Genomic DNA, 19306 nt, shown 5'->3' on the forward strand with positions numbered 1-19306 from the left:
CGCCGCGGCGGTGGCCAGTGCCGGCGCGATCAGGCTCGCGCAGCGGTTGTGGTCGGGCCGCCAGACCCTCCGGCGCGAGGGCGCCCTCACGCTCATCCTGCGCGACCAGGCCACACACATCGGCGTGCTCGTCGCGGGCCTGCTCACCGTGACAGTGCTGGTCTTGTCTCGGTGGCAGGTACCCACCTGGATCGGCAACGAGTTCACCCTGCTCCGAGGCCTCGTCATCCTCTCGCTGGCCAGCACAGTGATCATGGGAAGCCACCTGTTCAAACCCAACGCCGGCGAGCGCTACGGGCGCTGGATGTGGTTGCTACTGGCCCAGCTGCCCATCACCCAAGGGGTCAACCTCTACCTGCTGCTGACCGCCAACCACTACGGCCTGGACTGGTGGGTCGACTTCACCTACATCGTCTGGCACGTCAGGTGGATCATCGCGGACGTCCCGAAGGTCATCGCCGTCTGGCTGCACCGACAAGACCCGGTCGACCCCACCGGCCGGCCACACCACACGGCGAAATGGGCGAAGCTCTGGGGCAACTTCGTCCGCGGCTTCGACTTCGTCTCCTATGTCGGTCTGCTGATCTCGGTACCGCTGATCCTCATCCAGCTCACCAAACCGGCGTACCAGCTCGACCCCGTCCCAGCGCTGATCGTCATAGCCGCCAACCTCGCCTGGGCCGGCCTGTCGATCGTCTACCTCGTCGAGCCCACCCGGCCCGGCACCGACCGCCGGTGGTGGCAAGTACACAAACCAGTGGTAAAGCTCAAACAACAACCAAAACAGCTCTGGAAACGAACCAAGTTCTGGGATCGAGCCTCCGGGACTGCCCTGGTCGCCTACCCCATCGTCTACCTGCTGCCCAACCATCGGCTGTCCGACTCGCTCGACCCGTGGGTCGTCTACGTCTCGACCGGCGTGGCCGCCGTGATCGCCGCCGCGGTGATCAGGTCGGTCCATACCCACACCCCGACCGGCGAACTCACACCGATCCGGTACTGGGCCAAGGAACTACGGACCGGGCTGCCACGGCTCATCACACCGATCGCTGTTGTACTGGGCATCACCCTGATCATCTTCATCCTGACCGGCGACATCGGGCACGCCGCCGAGATCTCGACCACCCACGCCGACCCGTCAGGGCAGCCCACCATCGGCTCCTGGCAGGCAGCGGCCGCGACAGCGCTCGCGGCACTCGGGATCGCCAAACACCACCGAGCTCGTGAGCGGAGCACCGCCCCACGAGAGGCGTCCTGGACCACGCTCGGGCGGCTGGCCGCCGCGGTAACGATCACCATCGGCATGACGGCCGGGCTGTTGCTGCTGACCGCCACGCCGGCGATCGCCGCCACCGGGATCACCACGGCCGCGATGTGGATCGGGGCACCGCTGCTCGCGGCCGGACTGGGCCCGGCGGGCTGGGTCGGCCTCGCCCTGGTGACGATCGTGACGGTCACTGCGGTGGTGTGGGTGACCCGGGCCGGGCGGTGGCAACGGTTCTGGACCTGGCTGCGTGGCCTGGCCGCCCGAGTACTGCTGGTGCTGGGTGGCTCACCGACCGCACGGGGCGGCCTGGCCGGGCTGGCCGGCTGGGGCGGCTGGCAGCTGACCGCCGGACTGGCACTACCAGCCCAGCTGGCCGCGACGACCGCGCTGGCGGTGCTGACCTGGGCGATCACCGGGCGCGCCCCACCAAGCGCGCACGCCACCGGACACAGGACGAGCAACAGGCACCTCACCGCGTTCACCAGAGTGGCCGGAGCGGTAGCGGTGCTGCTCGCCGGCGTTGCCGCGGCGCTGCCAATCCTGGTCAGCGCGGGTGACTCGGACGGACACGTTGCCACCGATCGGCCGGCCGTCGAGCGGCAGGCAACCGATCGAGTAATCGTCGAGCGGGTTGAGGTGCGGGTGGTGTACACCCTGCCGGGTGAGTCCGCACTGACGTACGTCGATGGCGCCGGCATCACCTACTCGGAGCTCCGGCGGCTGAACCCGCACGTCGCCTGGCCGGCGGACGGGGCGGCGCCGCTGCTCGCCGGCACCAAGATCCACCTGCCCGCCGGGACCGGATGGCGGGTTCAGCCGCCCGAGCGCACCGGCGGCCGGGCGCAGTCGGCATCCGCGGTAAGCGACCTGTTCGGGCTGCGCACCCCGCACGGCCACCAGGACTGGCCGGCGGTGGTGGCCGGGAACGGGCAGCTGTTCGCCCATCAGCCGGTGGACCTGGTCCGCCCCGGCCAACAACTCAATGTTCCGGCCGGCGGCTACGGCAACACGACGATCTCCCTCGAGACGGTCGTCCACGAGCCGGCGCCGAACCCCGGCCACACCCAGCCCGCGCCGCCACAGAACGACAGCCAGCCGGCGGCGAAGGACCCGTCCTGGCTGCGGCGGGCGGTGGCGGCGGTGCCCGGCTGGTTCCGTTGGGTGGTCGCGGCACTGTCCGGCGCCTGGCTGGTGCGGGGCGTGCGGGACCGGATCGGGCCGATCCGGGGGCGGCGGACCCCCACCAGGCTCGTGGGGGTAAGCGGCGTGTCCGCGGGCTGGGTGTCCGGGTTGCCGAGGTGGGCGCGCACCGGCCTGCGGGCAGGCCCGCTCGGGGCCGGTCTCTACGCGGGTGTTCTGGTGGCCGGCGGCGGGCCGGTGGCCACCGTGACCGGGCTGGCCCTGGCGGCCGTGGCGGTGCTGGCCGCGACTCGCCCACCGTGGTCGCCCATCCAGCCCCGGGCGCCGACCTCCCGGTGGGCACAGGTCCGGGCCTGGGCAGAACGGCAGCCGTCGCAACGGATGCGGGAGTGGGCGGGGAGCACCGCACTGTCGCACCGAGTGGCGTTCCTGATCAGCGCGACGTTGGCGGCGACCAGCCTGCTCAGCGGCCTGTACACGCCGAGGGCGCTGGCGGCGGGCGTGCCGGCGCTCGGCGATGGGTGGTTGTTCAACCTGGCGTTCGCTGGCTATCTGGCTGGCTTCTTCACGGTGGCGACCTGGTTCGCCGTGCATTCGCGGCGCGGGTTGTTCGTGGCCACGTTGCTGGTTGGGATGGCCGGTTACGGGTTGTTCGCGGCGCCGTTGGGTGTGTTCGGGGCGGTGAGCGGCGCGCTGGTGGTCGGCATGGCGGCGGCCGCGTTCACCAAGGTGACGGCCCTGCTGATCCCCTGGGTGAAGGACACCAGTCAGCGGCGCAAGAATGCTAAGGAGAAGGTGATCTTCACCTCCTCTCTGGTCGGGTTCGTGATCCTCGGCGTCACGATCATGGTGCCGGCGCTGGTGAACCTGCAGGCGTCGTTGCTGGCCACCGGCGGTATGGCGGCCGCCGTCGCGCCGTCGCTCGGGCTGGGCCTGGTGGCGGCGCTGGGCATGTGGTTGACCACGCCGCCGGAGCGCAACCGGGAGACGCCGCCGGGCAACCCGGTCACCGGCCCGTTCAAGGTGCTGAGCGGCAAGCAGGAGCACATGGACGAGCAGGACCGCCGGTTCGTCTGGAAGGTGGGCGGGGTCGCGCTGTTCAGTCAGGCGACGATCTCGGTGTTCGACGCGTTCTGGGAGCTCGTGCTGGGCCATGGCGCGTCGCCGGTGGCGCACTTCTTCACCAGCTTCGGCCTGGTCGCCGGCGGGATCGTGGTCACCCTGATCTTCATCGTGGCCGACGTGCGCAGCTACTTGAGAGAAGTGACCCTAGACAAAGACTTCGAGAAGCGGTCGCGGGCATTCCAATGGCTGGCGCGCAAGCTGGCTGCCCGCCAAGATGGCGGCGGCGACATCCTGAAGACCTCGCCTCGGCCGTTCGTGGTGGCCATGGCGGCGCTGATGGCCGTCAGTGGGGTGATCACCTTGGTGACCCAACTACTGGGCATCCCGGTGATCGGGATTCCGGTGCAGGGCATCTGGGCCGAGGCCTCGTCGACCGGGATCGCCCTCGGCGCCTCCGCCCTGGCGGAGGCCCATTTCGCGCGGAAGGAGGGCAATAACTACGAGCCGGCGGAAACGGCGATCAGCTTTGCCGGGGCGCTCGGCAAGTTCGCCGCACCGTTCATCGGCGCGCTCACCTGGGGAATCGCCCACTGGGCGGCGTTGGCGCCACAGATCGCGTTGACCTCGGTCGCCGCCTTCACGATGGCTATCACGTTGGTCGCCACCCGGGACAACCTGCGCGCGGCGGCGCGGGCCGGTGCACGGGCCGTGCGGCCTGGTCTGATCGCGCTGGCCGGCTCGCGGACCGCCCGGGGCGCCGTGGCCGTGCTAGCCGGCTGGGCCGGCTGGGCGAGCACCTCCGGGCTGCCAACACCGATACGGCTGGCGGTGGCGACCGTACTGACGGCGCTGGTCTGGGCGATCGCCGGGCGCGCCCCACCGAGCGACGGTTCCGAGGTTGCCGGGCACACCCCGCACGGCGCCGACCCCGCCGGCGCGTTCCTGGCCGGCTGGCGCAAGGACGAGCCGCGCAGTGGTTTGTCGGCTCTCGGCCAGTCGATCCGTGACCTCCAGATGCCGAGGACCCGCACGGCACGGTCGATTGTCCGGGTTGTCCTGCTGCTCGGCGCGTCGGTGGTGCTCTTGCTGCTGACCGCGACGCCGGCAATCGCCGCCGGCGCGGGCTTGGTGGTGCTGGTGAGCGGGCTGAGCACCATGGGCCTGGCGGTGACCGCCAGCGGCATCTGGCTGGCCTACCGCGCCTTCACGACGTTCAAGAACCGGCCACCGTCGCTGCCGCGCCACGCAAGGGCGTCGCGCAAACCCATCACCGAGGTCCAAGAGTCCGCCGCAAGTGCGTGGGACCGGGCGCTCGACCTGTACCGGCAGGCGCTAGCGGCCAGCATGCGAGCGCGGAACGACGAGTCCGCCGCGGACCTGGCCGCCCAGGATGGCGACGACACACTGGCCGCCAAACATCGCGCCTCGGCCGGGCGACGTTATGACCAGATCGATCAGCTAACGGATCAGATCTCAGCGCTCTTGGCAACGGCTGGAGCGGATGCGCGGGTCTCGCGCACGGAGGACGACCTCGCGGAGGAGTATGCGGCGGCGTTGGCCCGCGCCGAGCGCATCGCCCGGATTCAGTACACGTGGCTCCCGCTAACAGCGCTGCTCAAGTTCGTCGATAACGCACCCCTCATCGGGGGACGGCTCCCGAACAGTCCGCTTCCTGGGCCAACGTTGGGCGCGGTGAGGCGGCTGCGCGCAGGCGAGTCGCTGCGGTCTGACCCGCAGCTGTCGTTCGTGGTGATCGTCCACGGCAGTCTGGATGAGGAATCCGAGGCTCTGATGCACCGAGTATTCCGCGAGGCACACTCGTGGAGCGTCGAACTCGGCCCCGAACGGTGGCTGCAGGCAGCGACGGGCACCATCGTGATCAACGTATTGTCCGACCGCACCTTTTACCGGCGGCGTGGTCTAGCGTGGGCGGCGGCATTCTCACATGATCACGGCATTCAGATTCCGTGGAGCACAATTGTGAGGGCAGGCGAGTCTGACGAAGCGCTGCGGAAATTCGCCCAGGAACTCTTCCATGAACGTGTCCACGTAGCGGATCGGTCCCCTGGATCCGACCCGGCGCAGACCGAGCGCAACGCTTACCTGGCTGAAGCCTACTTTGCGGAGGCACAGCGGGCCACCGAGGTACTCCGCGATCCGGCCGCTGATGAACGGGAGCGGCTGTTCGCCCAATTCGAGCTTGACGTCATGCGCGACTGGCGCCCGGTCGAGCAGGCACCGAGCAACTTCCCGATCCCGACGGTGTACTCATACACCATCGGTGAAAAGCTTAGATCCACGCTCTTTGGCACTTCGCGACGCAGAGCTGTCGCATACGGAGCGCTGGGGCTAGCCATCACCTTAGTCGTCGTGGTCCTACTGATTCGCGGTGGCATTCTCGCGGCGGCCACCATATTGGTGCCGTTTAGCCTGGGCAAACTTGGCCTGAATTCGCTGACCAATGGCGGCTCGGCCGGCGGTGGCGGCTTGGTCGTCGGCCTCACCGGCGCGCAGGTCCAGGACAAACTGCCCGAGGCCGAGGTTGATCGGCTAGAGGGCCAGGCCCGGCCGATGGGCAACACCTACCGGCAGCTGACCGCCGAGCCGGTACCGGCCCCCGGCCGGCCCGAGCTCGATCTGACCGGCCTCGTACACATCATCGACGAGGCACCGCTGGGCGGTCTGCTGCTCGGCCACGCGCGCCGGCCGGCCGGCGCGGACCCAGCCGAGGGCAAGATCCTCGTGCCGGCGCGCGTCGCCGCCCTCATCAACCTGTTGATCGAGCTGGACCCGGAGTTCCGGGCCTGGTGGGTGGACTTCCTGCGGCACGAGTGGAACTTCCACCTGGCCCGCGACGAGCACACCACCAGCAAGCATGACCACGACAACGACACCCTCGTCGAGCGGCTGCACCAACAACTACGGGCCTGGCCGGACTGGTTCAGCAAACAACCGCGCTCGAGAAGTGGCCCTGCCCTCTCGGGCGTGCGTGGTGCAGCGGCGGTGGTCCGGGGCGATACCCATGACCTCACCGACCACGAGGCGGAACAACTGCCAGCGGTGCTGGCGCGGGTCGACGAGCTCGGCCTGGGCACATGGCGGCGGCACGGGAAAGTGCTGATCTTCGAGCTGCCGATAGACGAGCCGATCATCGTCACCGAGTTCGTGGCCGCCGGGATCGTCGACCTCCTGGCCCGAGTGGACGGGTACTACTGGGAAGACCGCGGCCAGGGCAAGCCGAACGCCGTGATGATCTTCAAACCCAAGCTGGATGCGCTGCGTGAGGCCGGCCTCCTCGATCGGCTGATAGCTCCGGTGATCGACTTCCACCGGTCCCGCCTGCTCTATGAGGCCCTTGGACTCAGCCACCCCGACGACGCCGCGGACATCATCCGGTTACTCGACGAGCATGGCCGACCGTCGCGCACGCCCGTCGTCGAGAGCGACGCGGTCGAGAAGGCTCCGGACGCGACGGTCCCGCGCGCGAGCCTGGACGACCACGTGCAGCGGTACGACTGGGGGTGGCTGCTGCGGCTCCTGTATTGGAGTGCTGACGAACCCCCGTCCGTACCCGAGGTCGCCGCGAAGCTCGGCATGACGGCGACGGAGTTGCAGTGGAGGCTCGGCTCATTGTCCGAAGCACAAATCGTCGTTCGAGATGGCCCCTACCGGCTGACCGAGCTGGGGCGTGGGCTGCTGGAGGCACTCGCGAGGCCAAGGAACACGGTCGGGGACCTCGCCCTGGCCGAGCTGTTGAACCGCTCCGAGTCCCTGTTGGCCTATCCGGTCACCGCCGCGCGGGAGTGGCATTACACCGTGCTCAAGAAGGCGGCCCTCCGGGCCGACCCCACCCGGCAGACAGACCGATCCACCAGCACACGCCAACACCCACAGGCCGCTGAGTGGTCACGCCTTTACAACGAGGAGGGCTGGGGCCTCCGAATGATCGCGGCCTACATCGGCCAACACCACACCACCGTCGAGAACGTGCTGCGCCGGTCCGGCTACAACGTCCGCACCCGCCCGCAAGGCGTCCGGTTCGATGTCCAGGATCGGGCCTACTTCGACGAGGTCAAACCGAGGGTGGTCGCCCATTGGCGCGAGGGGCTCGACGGCGAACAGATCGCTACCACACTCGACCTCGACCCAGGCCTGGTGGCCGCCGCCCTCGTCTCCGGCCTAAGCGGCAAGGAGCTGTCCGAACGCGCCACCCAACAAGCGGCCGCCCACCACCGCACCCCACCCGACAACACCGCCAAGACCACCGACATCAACGGCGACGAGCACCGCAAAGACCAGGGGCCTGGACCGGGGGACGTCGCCCGACTCTCCCCGCTGACGACCCTGATGGCGCTGCCGCTGGTGATCCAGCTGGCCGGGCAGCTGCCCGCCGGTATGGCCGAAGCGGTGCTCGGCATCGCCCTGGCGGGCGCCGTCGGCCTCGTCATCCACTGGGTGACCGGCAAGCTCCGGCAACGCACGGCGGATGAGGCTGAGTCGCGAGACTCACGCGCGGACGCCGCCGGCTTCGATGCCGGGTCGGCCGACCACGCCGGACCTCATCGGTCGCGTGCGTCGCCGGGGTGGCAGGTGTGGCGCGTCCTGGGCTCGTGGTTGAGGTCGGTCCTGCGTGTGGTGGGCCGGGTGGCGGTGGTCGGGCTGGTCGTCGTCGTGATGCTGTTCGTGCTGACCATGCCGGCGGTGGCCGGTCAGGTCACCGCGTCGGCGCCGGCCGGGGCGAGCACGGTGTGGGTGGCGGTGGCGGGTGCCCTCGTCGTGGTTCTGTTGTCGCGGGGCAGGTTGGGGGCCACCTACCGGGCCGGCCTGGCCGAGATCGGGGTGCTGGGCGTGCGCCTGGCCGGGGTCGTGGCGCGGTGGTCGGCCGGCGTGCTTGCGGGGCTGGCCGGGACAGCGGAGCGGGGGCTTTTCGCCGAGGTCGGTGCCGGCCGGCGGGCGCCGATGTCCTTGGCTCATGGGTTCGGGCTCGCGTTGGTTGCCCTCGGCGGGCTGGCCGGGCTCGTCGTGCTCGGCTGGCCGGCTCCGCTGAGCGCCACGGCGGGGGCGCTGGTGAGCGCGGTGGTGACCGGCGTGCTCGGACTGTTCTGGTGGTCGATCACGGCCCGTGGGCCACCGGTGCTGCTCACCATGCTCACCGCCGGGTTGCTGACCGCCGGCTGGACCGGCGTGGTAGGCGCCCCACCGGCGCAGGCGCTCCCGGGGCTCGCGGGCGCGGCGGCGGGTGTTGTCGCCGTGACCTCGCTGGCGCGACGGCCGTGGTCAGGCACCGCGCCGAGCAGGGCAGGCGCGGCGCGGACCGGCAAGGACAAGGCGGACGCACCGGGGCGCCACCGGAACTTCCGGCTGTTCTTCACCGGGCAGGCGATCTCGGTGACCGGCAGCTGGGCGGCGCGCATCGCCCAGGGGGTGCTGGTCCTCGACGTGACCAACAACAACGGGACCGCGCTGGGCGTCATGGTCGCCGTGCAGGCCGTTCCGTGGATCGCGCTGTCGCTGTTGGGCGGGGTGCTCGCCGACCGGTTCGACCCGATCCGGCTGGCGTCGCGTGCCAACGCCGTGCAGGTGGTTGCCGCGCTGGTGCTGGCCGGGGCGGTGGCGGTGAACGGGTTGTTCCCCACCTCGCTGATGTACGGGCTGGTGTACGGCGCGGCGCTCCTCGGCAGCGCGGGGGCCGCGATCAACCGGCCGGTCCAGAAGGTGCTGGTCAACTCGCTGGTACCGAAGACCTTGCAAGGCAAGGCAAATGCAACGCTCTCGGCCGCGAACCACGTCGGGATGATGATCGGTCCCATGATCGCCGGGGCGCTGGTCGGCTGGGTGGGCAACGGGCCGGCGTTCCTGCTCAACGCGGCCAGCTTCGCCGCCGTGTTGGTCGCGCTGAAGCTGATCAACCGGGAGGATCTGCACGAGGTCGCGGCGAAGCAGAAGCCCGGCGGCGTGGTCGTCGCGGCGCGCCAGGTGGCCGGGATCAGGGCGCTTCCCATCCTGTTCGTGATGGCCGCGGTCGTGTCCGGCACCGGGTTCGGCTTCAAGGTGACCCTGCCGCTGTTGGCGATGAACGGCCTCGGCGGTGGGCCCGGCAGCCACGGCCTGCTGTTCGCGGGCGTGGGGGTGGGGGCGTTCATCGGCACGGTCGTGAGCAGGTTGCAGCACGGCCGGTTCCACCTGCGGGTGGTGTTCGTCGGTGGGGTGCTCTTCGGCCTGTTCTCCGTCGCCGCCGGCCTGATGCCCAGCATCCCGGCCGCCGCCGTGGCGCTCGTCGCGGCCGGCGTCGCATCCAGCGTCTACAGCCTCGGGATCGACAACTACGTGCGGCAGTCGGTCGGCAAAGAGGTGTTCGGCACGGTCTCCGGGCTCTACGCGGCGGCGGCGTCCGGCGGCGACGCGATCGGTGCAATGTTGTTGGGGCCGCTCGGCGAGCAGGTCGGCGGGGTGGCGCTGATGCAGGTGGCCGGTGCCATCACCGCGCTCACCGTGGTGATCGGGGCGGCGGTGCTGCTGCGCGGCCGCGACGTCCGACGGCTGGTCGGCGACTACCGGATCGGCCGCGCGCTCGCCCCGGAGCACGCGGCCATGCTGCGGGTGCGCGACGGCGACCGCGACCGGACCCGGATCCGTGACCTGGCCCTCTCGTCGGACCGCTACACGGTCGTGGGCGACTACGTCGTGGACACCGAGGCACTGCCCACGTTCGCCCAGGCGCTGAAGAGCAACACCCTCGACCTGGACGCCGCGGGGGAGGACGGCCGTAAGCTGCTGCACCGGTTCGCCTTCTACCTGGCCCGCGCCGAGGGCGCGCGGTGGTGGCAGGCCGCCCGGCTGGTCAACGCCGACCGGGCCGACCGGCGGGCCTGGCGGGAGCGGTCGGACGCGCAGCGGCGCGCCGACCTCGTCGCACTGCTCACCGACCGCCACGTCGGCGTGGCCGGCCGGCTGGCCGGCGCCCCCGGAACCGACGACGGCCCCGAAGCCGACGCGCTGCGCGAACTGCTCGCCGACCTGGACAAGCGGGACATCGACCGCGCCACGCTGAACAAGCTCACCCAGCGGACGGCCGAGCTGATCGTCAGCATCGATCACGCCTCGATGCCCGGGTCATCGGCGGCCCGAGCCGGGCGGTGGCAACGATTCTGGACCTGGCTGCGTGGCCTGGCCGCGCGAGTACTGCTGGTGTTGGGCGGCTCGCCGACCGCACGGGGCGGCCTGGCCGGGCTGGCCGGCTGGGGCGGCTGGCAGCTGACCGCTGGGCTGGCACCGCCGGTCCAGCTAGCCGCGACGACCGCACTGGCGGTACTGACCTGGGTGATCACCGGACGCGACCCACCAAGCCCGGGTTCCTGGATCTCCAGGCCGCTCAACCGGGCGTCCGCCGCAACGATCGGCGGGAATGGCCTGGCCGCGCTGGCGGGGTTGGGTCTGTGGATCTACGGCGCGGTCCGCGGCGAAGGCGTGGCCGAGGCCCAGTCGGGCGGTGAAGGAACGGTCGACCTGTCCGACTCCTGGCTCGACGGTGTCATGGCCGTGCTGACCAACCCGTTGGTGGTGGTCATTGTCGCGGTGGCGGTGACCCGGCTGGCGCTGCGCCATCTGCCGAAGTCACGGGTGGCGCCGCGCCACCGGAGCGGTGGGCGGGTCGAGGGCGAGACGGTCCGCCTTGTCGAGTTGGACAGCGTCGCGGTCGAGGGCCTGCCCACGAAGCGCTTCAGGCTGATCTACGTCGCGGCACCTCTGGGGGACGCCGAGCTGGTGGGCCACCGGATCGGCACGCTCACCGAGATGGTCGCGGCGCTGCTGGTGGGCGGCCAGCTGATCATCGAGACCGGCGAGGACCGACGGGTGGTCACCGAGCTGTCACGCCTACTGCGGGAGCTGGGCGCGACACCGCTGGACATCCACTTCCGGGCGGTCGGCGGCGCGGACACCGGTGTGATCGTGGCCCAGCGGGTCCGCGAGGTGACGCCGAGGGTGTTGGCCCAGTTCTACCTGCTGGCGACCCAGCGGCTGGCCGCCAAGGTGAACGAGGCCAAGGTGGCGTTGCGGAAGTACGCCTGGGGAGTCAGGTTCTGGGCGACGGAGTGGGATGAGATCGGGGGGCCGCCGTTGAACGTCTCCGAACACAGCCCCGACGCCGAGTCGCGGGTCCAACGACTGCGCGCCCAACTCAGGCACATCCAGCAGAAGACCCAGCAACCGTGGCTGCGGCTGGTGATCGCGCCCCGGCCCCGGCCGGTGCACCCGAGCACGGTAATCCGTGCCTGGCTGGGACGGCTGCGGGCCGACGTCGAGACGGCCGCCTCGCGCCGGGCGGCCTGGCTGGCTGGCGGGCTCGGTGCCGCGGTGCTGGGCTGGTTCACCCTGCCCGGTACGGTCCTCGGCCTGCTCGGGGTCGCCGTCCTGTGGGCTCTCGTCCGGCTCTACGACCAGCTGCACCCGGGGCGGTCGCCGCCGAAGCACCTCCGGCCCGTGCGGACGAGCCCCATGGGCATGCCGCTCGGGGACGCCATCCGTGGGGCGCTGTTCGGCGTCCTGACGGCGGTGACGACCGGGCAGGGCTTCCTGGTCGCGGCCACCGCGACGACCCTCGCCGCGGTCACCGTCCTGGCGGGGATCGTGCTGCGTTCCGGTGCCCCTCGCCGGTCAGTGACGGCCGTGGTCGCCGCGCTCGGCGGGGCCGCAACGGGAGCGGCGCTGTCGGTGCTCGCGGCCTATGCCGGCTGGCTGTCCCCGATCGGCGACCTGGCGATGATGATCGTGTTGGCACCCCAGCTCGGCGGGCCGCACGGACGGTCGGACTTGGAGCAGGCCGCGGAGCTGTTCGCCCGGGCCGACCTGGTCGCCTCGGTGGGCTACCTGCACCCGGAACTCCAACACCTCGGTTGGCATGATCATGCGCTGGACGAGGGCTTGACGCCCGACCAGCGAGCCGACGTCAAGGACGCGTTGCCCAGCCTGCCGTCGCGGCGGGTGCGGTCGGATGCGTACGGCTGGTCGACCGAACGCGGGCCGCCGCCGAACGTGCGGATGGTCTCCGAGTCCCGCCTGGCGGAGCGGGTCGGCGCTGAGGTGGCCAGCAAGGTGATCGCCTTCCGGGTGGGCGACACCATTTACGTGGTTGGGCACAGGTGGAACCGGTACAACAAGGCACAGCGGGCGCTGGTGATCAACCATGAGCGGAACGCGCCCGCCACCGGCCACGATGCGCACGCCCGGGCGACCCTCGCGCTGCTGAACGCCCTCGAGCAGCTGGCCGAGGCAGAGCGCCGCTGGGGCAACGGCGAGCTGCCACCGGGTGAGCTCGAACTGATCTCCGGCCTGCTGTCCGACGCCGCGCGGGCCGTCGCGGAGCTGCCGGTCGGGAAGCCGGACGTCCGGCTGGCCCGGTGGCTGGACGAGGCGTGGCGCAGGCTAGCTGCCTTCGAATCGACGGATCATGCCGCGAACTCGTCGCGTACCTCCGGTGCGGCCGGCCTGACGGTGCTCCCTGCTTGGCCAGGACCAGTCGACCCGGCGTTCATCACAAGAGATCGCCGGCCGTACAAGGAGCACGTCGAAGATCTCGTACAGGAGATGATCCAGGCGCTGCCCAGGGGGGCGCGGCCCGGGATCGCCAGCCTCGAGATGATTCTGCGCGCGGTGGCGCAGCGGCCCGGGGTGGCACCGAACCAACTGCCCAGGCTGGGGCCGACGGGGGCACGGATCCTGGCTGATCTCGCGCGGGTCGGCATGCTGCGCACCGGCCGCGGTGGCGACGTGTACAGCACCTATGAGTGGACCGTGGATCTGATGGAGTGGGCGGCTACGGACGGGCCTCGTCGGGGCGCACTGAGAATGCTGCTGGACGCACAACCCGCGTTGTGGAACGAGCCGACCTGGCAAGCGCTGGCGCGCTTGGCCGCCGCCCTGCCCTACGCTTTCCTGCCCGAGATGCGGGTCAGCTACCTGGACATCCTGCAGGCGGTCGCCGCCGAACCGGACGGCATCCCGGTCGAGGAACTCGGCGAAGGGTTGGCGGCCCTCGGAGCAGAGGCCCTGACGGACGCCTCTTTCCTGATGGTCGTCAACGGGGTGTACCGACTGACCGAGCCGGGACGCGCGGCTCTGAGGGACGTGCGGATATCCCACGCGAGGAAAGACCGCTTCGAGCTCGACGTGTTCAAGGCCCTGCTGCGCCGATCACCGAGCGCCGACCACCGGCTAATCGTTCACCCCCACGCGCCGCGACGACTGTTCGACGAACTTCTGAAGATCGGGACGCCGGTAACGGGAAAGCAAGTGGTGCAAGCACTACCGGGGATGCCGGCGGTCTATCACTGGTTGGCGCTCCTCTCCGAACTGGGCCTCCTCGATGTGACCACGAAGTCCGCAGGAAATCGCACCACTCATATCGTCAGCGTGCCGGAGGCGATGCGTGAGGTGCTCGAGGGCCTCACCGCGCGGGCGCCAGGCGCGCGCGGTGCCTTGTCTCGGGTGCTGAGCGGATCGCGCGGCGTGGGCAGGCCCTCGGGTATGGCGCTGGCTCGCGAGATGTTCGCGGCCGCGCTGCCACACGGCTGGACGGACTGGCGGCGCCTGCTCGACGCCGGCCCGAACGACACCGGTGACGAGCTGGCTCGGAGCCTGGCCGACGCCGACGACCGGGGCTACGTCGTCCGGACCCGTCAGCCCTCGACCAAGCACCACACCGGCCAGGATCACGGCGCGGAGAGCCACGAGGCGTCGGCGCATGACGGTGACGCCTCAGACGGCACGTCGGGGTCCGGGTCCGGTGGCACGACCGCCCAGGCGGCACCGTTCGCGGTCGGTCTCGGTGTGCTGATCGCCGTGGTCGCCGTGCTGGGCCCGCACCTGGGCTTCGGGGCGGCCCACGCCGTGATGGTCGCGGCGGCCGCCGGCATCCTCGCGGTGCTGGCATTCGGAGTGATCCGGGCCATCCTGAACCACTTCGCCAACCGCACGCGGGAAAGCTCACCCACCACCCTAGAAATAGCCGGGGTGTTCCTGGCCGCGGGCGGCATGGCCGGCGGGCTGGCGGCACTGGGCTGGCCGGCATCGGTGGCGACCGCGGTCGGTGCGCTGGTCGGCGCGGTGCACGCCGCCTGGCCGGGCATCCGCGCGCTTGGCACGACGGGCCGGCGCTGGCTCGCGCTCGGACTCAGCCCGATACGGCCGTGGGGAACCCGGCATCTGATCCAGCTGCGCTGGGCGCTGGTCGGGGCGGTCATCGGGCTCGTCGCCTCGGCCGTGGCTGGTCACCCGGCCGTGGTACTGGCCGTGGGGCTGCTGCTCGCTGTCGGCTCCATGCTGCTGGCCGGCAAGGCGGCGCGGGCCTGGTCCGAACGCGGCCCGCCCCAGATGCTCGGCCTGGGTATCGCGCGCGGCGCCCTGCCACTGCTGCTGCTGTCACCGCAGCATTCGGCGTCCCTGATGGCGGTGGCGTTGTTCGTCAACATCCGGATCCAGGCCAGGCCGGACGAACCACAACGGGTCGAGTTGACTAGTGAGCTGGCCCAGCGGTTGGCGACCGACCAAGAGCTGATGGCCACCGTCCTCACCCAACTGCGAAGACAACTAGGACGCAAACGCGCGAAGTACGTGGAGGCCTTCGCCCTGCACTGGGGCAGCGGCCTCTCCTTCCCCGCTATCGCCAGGAAAACCGGAACCAAGCCCAACACGTTAAGTCAAGGTTTTCGGAACTACGGCCTTCCGAAACGCCCGAAAAGGGAAATACCATCCACCAAGGAGCTCTCCGAACGCGCCAAACAACACACAGCCGCCCGCCGCCTCACCGCGCCCAACAACACCACCGACAGCAACGGCGAAGAGCACCCCAAAGACCGGGGCACTGGAACCGGCCCGACACTGCAACTGGGCGGCCTTTTCCTCGGCAACAACGGAGTGGCCGGGTTTGACGGCAACCATAGGGGCTTGCTGCCGGAATGGCTGGCCCACCTGACGCTCACCCACGCGCTAGCCGCCGTGCTCGCGATCAGCCTGGGCTATCTGATCCTGCGCTACCTCATCCAAGCCCACGCACTACCACAGGCCACAGGTTCGGCTCCGACCGCCGGCGCGTTGCTGGCCGGCTGGCGCACGGACGAGCAGCGCGGTGGACTGTCGGAGCTGGTGTCGGCGCTCGGCGGGTCGATCCGTGGTCTGCGGATGCCGAGGACCTTGCTGGCGCGGTCGGCCATCCGGGTTGGCCTGCTGCTGGGCCCGGTGATGGCGCTGTTGCTGCTGACCGCGTCGCCGGCCATCGCGGTCGGCCCGGCCTTGAGCCTGGCGGTGACAGGGACGCCGCTGCTGGGAGCGGCGGTCTTGTTCGGGGCCGTGCTGATCGGCTCCTGGAAGCTCTACCGGGCTGGCGGCGTCCGGGCGCTGGTGGGCGTGTTCGGTGGGATGCTGCTGGCGATTGTCGGGTTCGCCGTCCTCGGCAATGACGCACCGATGCCGCTGCTGCTCGGAGCCGTGGTGGCCGCGGTCGGCTGGGGTGCCCTGCACACGCTGCGCTTCGTCCGGCAGGCGCGTGGCCCGCCCCGTTGGCTGCTCCTGGCCGGCGGAACGGCGCTGGTCGTCGGGGTCACCATGCTGGCCGGCGGGGTCGTGCCCCTCGCGGTTACCGTGGCCGGGCTGGCCGCCACGGTCGCCGTGCTGGTCGGGCTGCGCGCGATCACCCAGGGCCGGGAGTCCGGCGACTACGCTCCGGTCGACCACCCCGGGACCGAGGTTCCGGAGGCCCGACGCCCGTGGTCGGTGCGCTGGCGGGGCTATCGACCGGTAGACATCACCCCCGAGGAGCTGCGTCCGGCCGGGCTGGCCACCAAGGTCGCGGCCGCATGGGCGGAGCTGCGCAGCCGCCCCTCCGACCTATCGCCCGCCGAATGGCGGAAACGACTGGCCGCCGCGCTGATCCCCTTCAAGCTGACCTGGCGAGGGTTGGCACTCAACCCGACCGGCCGCACCGGCCGGACCGGCCGCAACCTCGGCAAATGGGGCGAGAACGCCGCCGTCGACGCGATCGTGGTCGCCGGCGTCGGCCGGCAACGGCAGGTGGCGCTCATCCAGCGCAGCGACAACGGTGTGTGGGCGATCCCCGGCGGGATGATCGATCCCGGCGAGACCGCAATGGCTGCCCTCGTCCGGGAGCTACGCGAGGAAACCGGCGTCGACGTCTCCAACATCGACCCGACCACCCTCGGCAGCACCTATGTCGATGACTGGCGGGCCACCGACCTCGCCTGGGTTGTCACTTTCGCGGGCCTTTTCGTGCTGTCCGCACCGGTGGACGTGACCGGCGAGGATGACGCCCAGGACGCCAAGTGGTTCCCCTTCACCGACGTGGACCAGCTCGCCGCCGCGGTGGCCGCCGCCGGCGAGGAGCTCTATGCCGCGCATCGGCCGCTGCTCGCCAAGGCGCTCGACCGCCTCAAGGTGACGGAGCGTCTGGCGGAGGTGAAGGAGGATCTTGAGTTCCTGGCCGCGCGCCCGGAGCGCCGCAGTGAGCTTCGCGGGGTGCTCGCCGGTGCCGGCGCCTCCGTCGCGGCCGCGGTCACCCTGGTACAGCGAATCCGGGACGAAGCGGCCGAGGGCAGCACGGCGGCGGGGCTGGCGAACACCGCGCTGCGCACCCTCACCGCGATCGGTGCGGATCTGGAATTCCAGGCCTGGCGCGCCGATATCTCGGTGGAAACGATCCTGGCTTCTGTCTCGACGGTGATCGAGGTGATGCGGGGTGGCCTGGAGGCCAAGTCGTCCGCCGGCGATGATGGCGAGTTCGCGCTGCGTGAGCTCACTAAGCCCGAACGACGCGCCCTGCGAACCGTGTTCTCTGGACTGACCGCGGCGCGACGCTCTTCACAGGCCGCCGGAGTGCCCGGGGAGTTTGTGTGGTTCTCCACCGCGCGACTGCGGCGCGATCTCGCCGAGTACGTCAGCAACCACCCCGACAGCGACATCGATCCCGATGAGCTGGCCAGCATCACGCTCGGCTATTCGATCAACCCCACGAAATTCCTATCCATTGACTGGTGGGAAATCCTTACGACTGATCTTCAGCACGAGCTCGTCCTCCATGAAGTCCACGCCCATCCCGGGCACGAGCACCTGGACCCGGAGTGGCACGAGCAGCAGGCCCAACCCTTGCGGCTCAAGATATTCGGCCGGTTAGCTTCCTTGGTCGGCGCGGAGGTGCCCGCCGCGCTCCACCGGTTGGGCAAGCCCGAACAGCACGGCGCCCAGACCACTTTCCTCGCCGACGTCCGCGACGCCGTCGAAGCGGCCGCCGTTCGCGAGGTTGATCAGCTGTGGCTGGACTTCCAGATGATCGAGACCGGCGCCGACGAGCACCGGTTGGATCGGCTCGACCGCGAGCGGCGCCGCGAGCGGCTGGCCCAGACCGATCCCACGCTGCTGCCGCTGCTAGATGACTGGCGCGACCACGCGGCCGGCCGCGACGTCGACGCCTGGCTGCGAATCCTCACCGAGTCGGAGGACCCGGCGCACCGGCTCGCGGCATTGCGCTCCGAGCACGAGCATGCCCGGCGGCTGCTCGCCCGGATCAACCAGCTCGCCGAGGCGCTACTGGACTACCAGCTCCGCACCGGGGCGAACCTGCCCCGGTGGAAGGCGAGGACCGATCGGACCTCGACCGAGGTGCGGCAGCGCATCCGCCGGCTGGAGCTGCTGACCACCGCGTTGCTCGATGACCCGAGCACGCGTGAGAAGTTCGCTGCCCAGTCGATAGGGCGCGCCCTGGACGCCGCCCGCGGCGCGCTCGATTTCGCGGGCGAGACGGATCGACGGCACCTGTCACGCATCGAACACCTGAACGCCGCCGCCCAACGGGTGCTGGATGCGCGGCGCGCCTGGCACCGGTCACCCCCGGGTCCGGAGCGAGCGGCGCGAGATCTGGCGATCAACGCGACAGCGGCGAAGGTCAGCCATACCTACTGGATCGCGGATCCGGCGGCGTCGGAGTCACCGGCGGTTCGGCTCCTGTGGCTTCTCGCCCAGATGCAGGGGCAGCGGGCGCCGCTACCGGTGGTGATGATCCTGCTCGGCCTCGACGAACCCACACTCAGGGCGGCGGTCCGGGGCTCCGCGCTGCTGGCGCTGGCCTACGGACCGGACGGGCCGCCGATGGTGGTGGTGTCGGACGTCTCCGCCGCGAGCTCCGCGCATCGCGCGGTCACCGACCGGGTTCGGGCGCTGCTCGCCCGGCGGCGCACCGATCGGCTCGAGCTCACCGAGCTGGCCACCGAGCTGGCCGAGTCGCCGGAGATGGTCGTCGAGGCGGTCGCGTCGTCGCCGGACATGATCTGGGTCGCGGCGGAGACGATGACGGTGGTTGTCGCGCCCCCCTCGGCCCTCCGCGCCGGCGCGAGGCCGCTGCTGAACTCCCAGGGCGCGCCCGTCGTGGCGTTCTTCTCGCCCGACAGCGGCTCGCTGGTGATAGAGGGCACCAACGGCTGGACCGGCGATCTCGACCGGTTCTATGCCCTGCTGGCCAGCGCGTGGTCGGAGGCCGGCGAACCGATCGGTCAGTTCGGTTCGAGGAAGGTGTTCTGGGTACGGAGCGCCGAGTCGGGGAGCGGGCTGCGACTGATCATCGAGGATCAGGGCGACGGGGTCCACCGACTGGTGAGCGTGCACCCGGCGGACCAGCCGGGCTGGCTGCCTCCGTTCGCCGCCACGGCGGCTCCGTGGGTGCGGCTCACGCGCGCCGGCCGGCCGGCCGGCTACGGCCTGGTGATCCGGGCGGCGACGGCCGGTCACACCGCCCAGGTGCTGGCGCCGAGGGACCTGGTCGACGACACGGTG

The 19306-nt window shown here is 70.7% G+C and carries 1 pseudogene (only partly in view); it reads left to right on the top strand.

The window, feature by feature from the left end:
- Positions 1-19306: pseudogene (locus N912_RS58855) on the top strand (MFS transporter) (its annotated part extends past both window edges: 14540 nt to the left, 18597 nt to the right); the annotation flags it as partial.

The sequence above is a fragment of the Actinospineispora acaciae DSM 45401 genome (assembly GCF_000620785.1).
Lineage (GTDB): Bacteria > Actinomycetota > Actinomycetes > Mycobacteriales > Pseudonocardiaceae > Pseudonocardia > Pseudonocardia acaciae.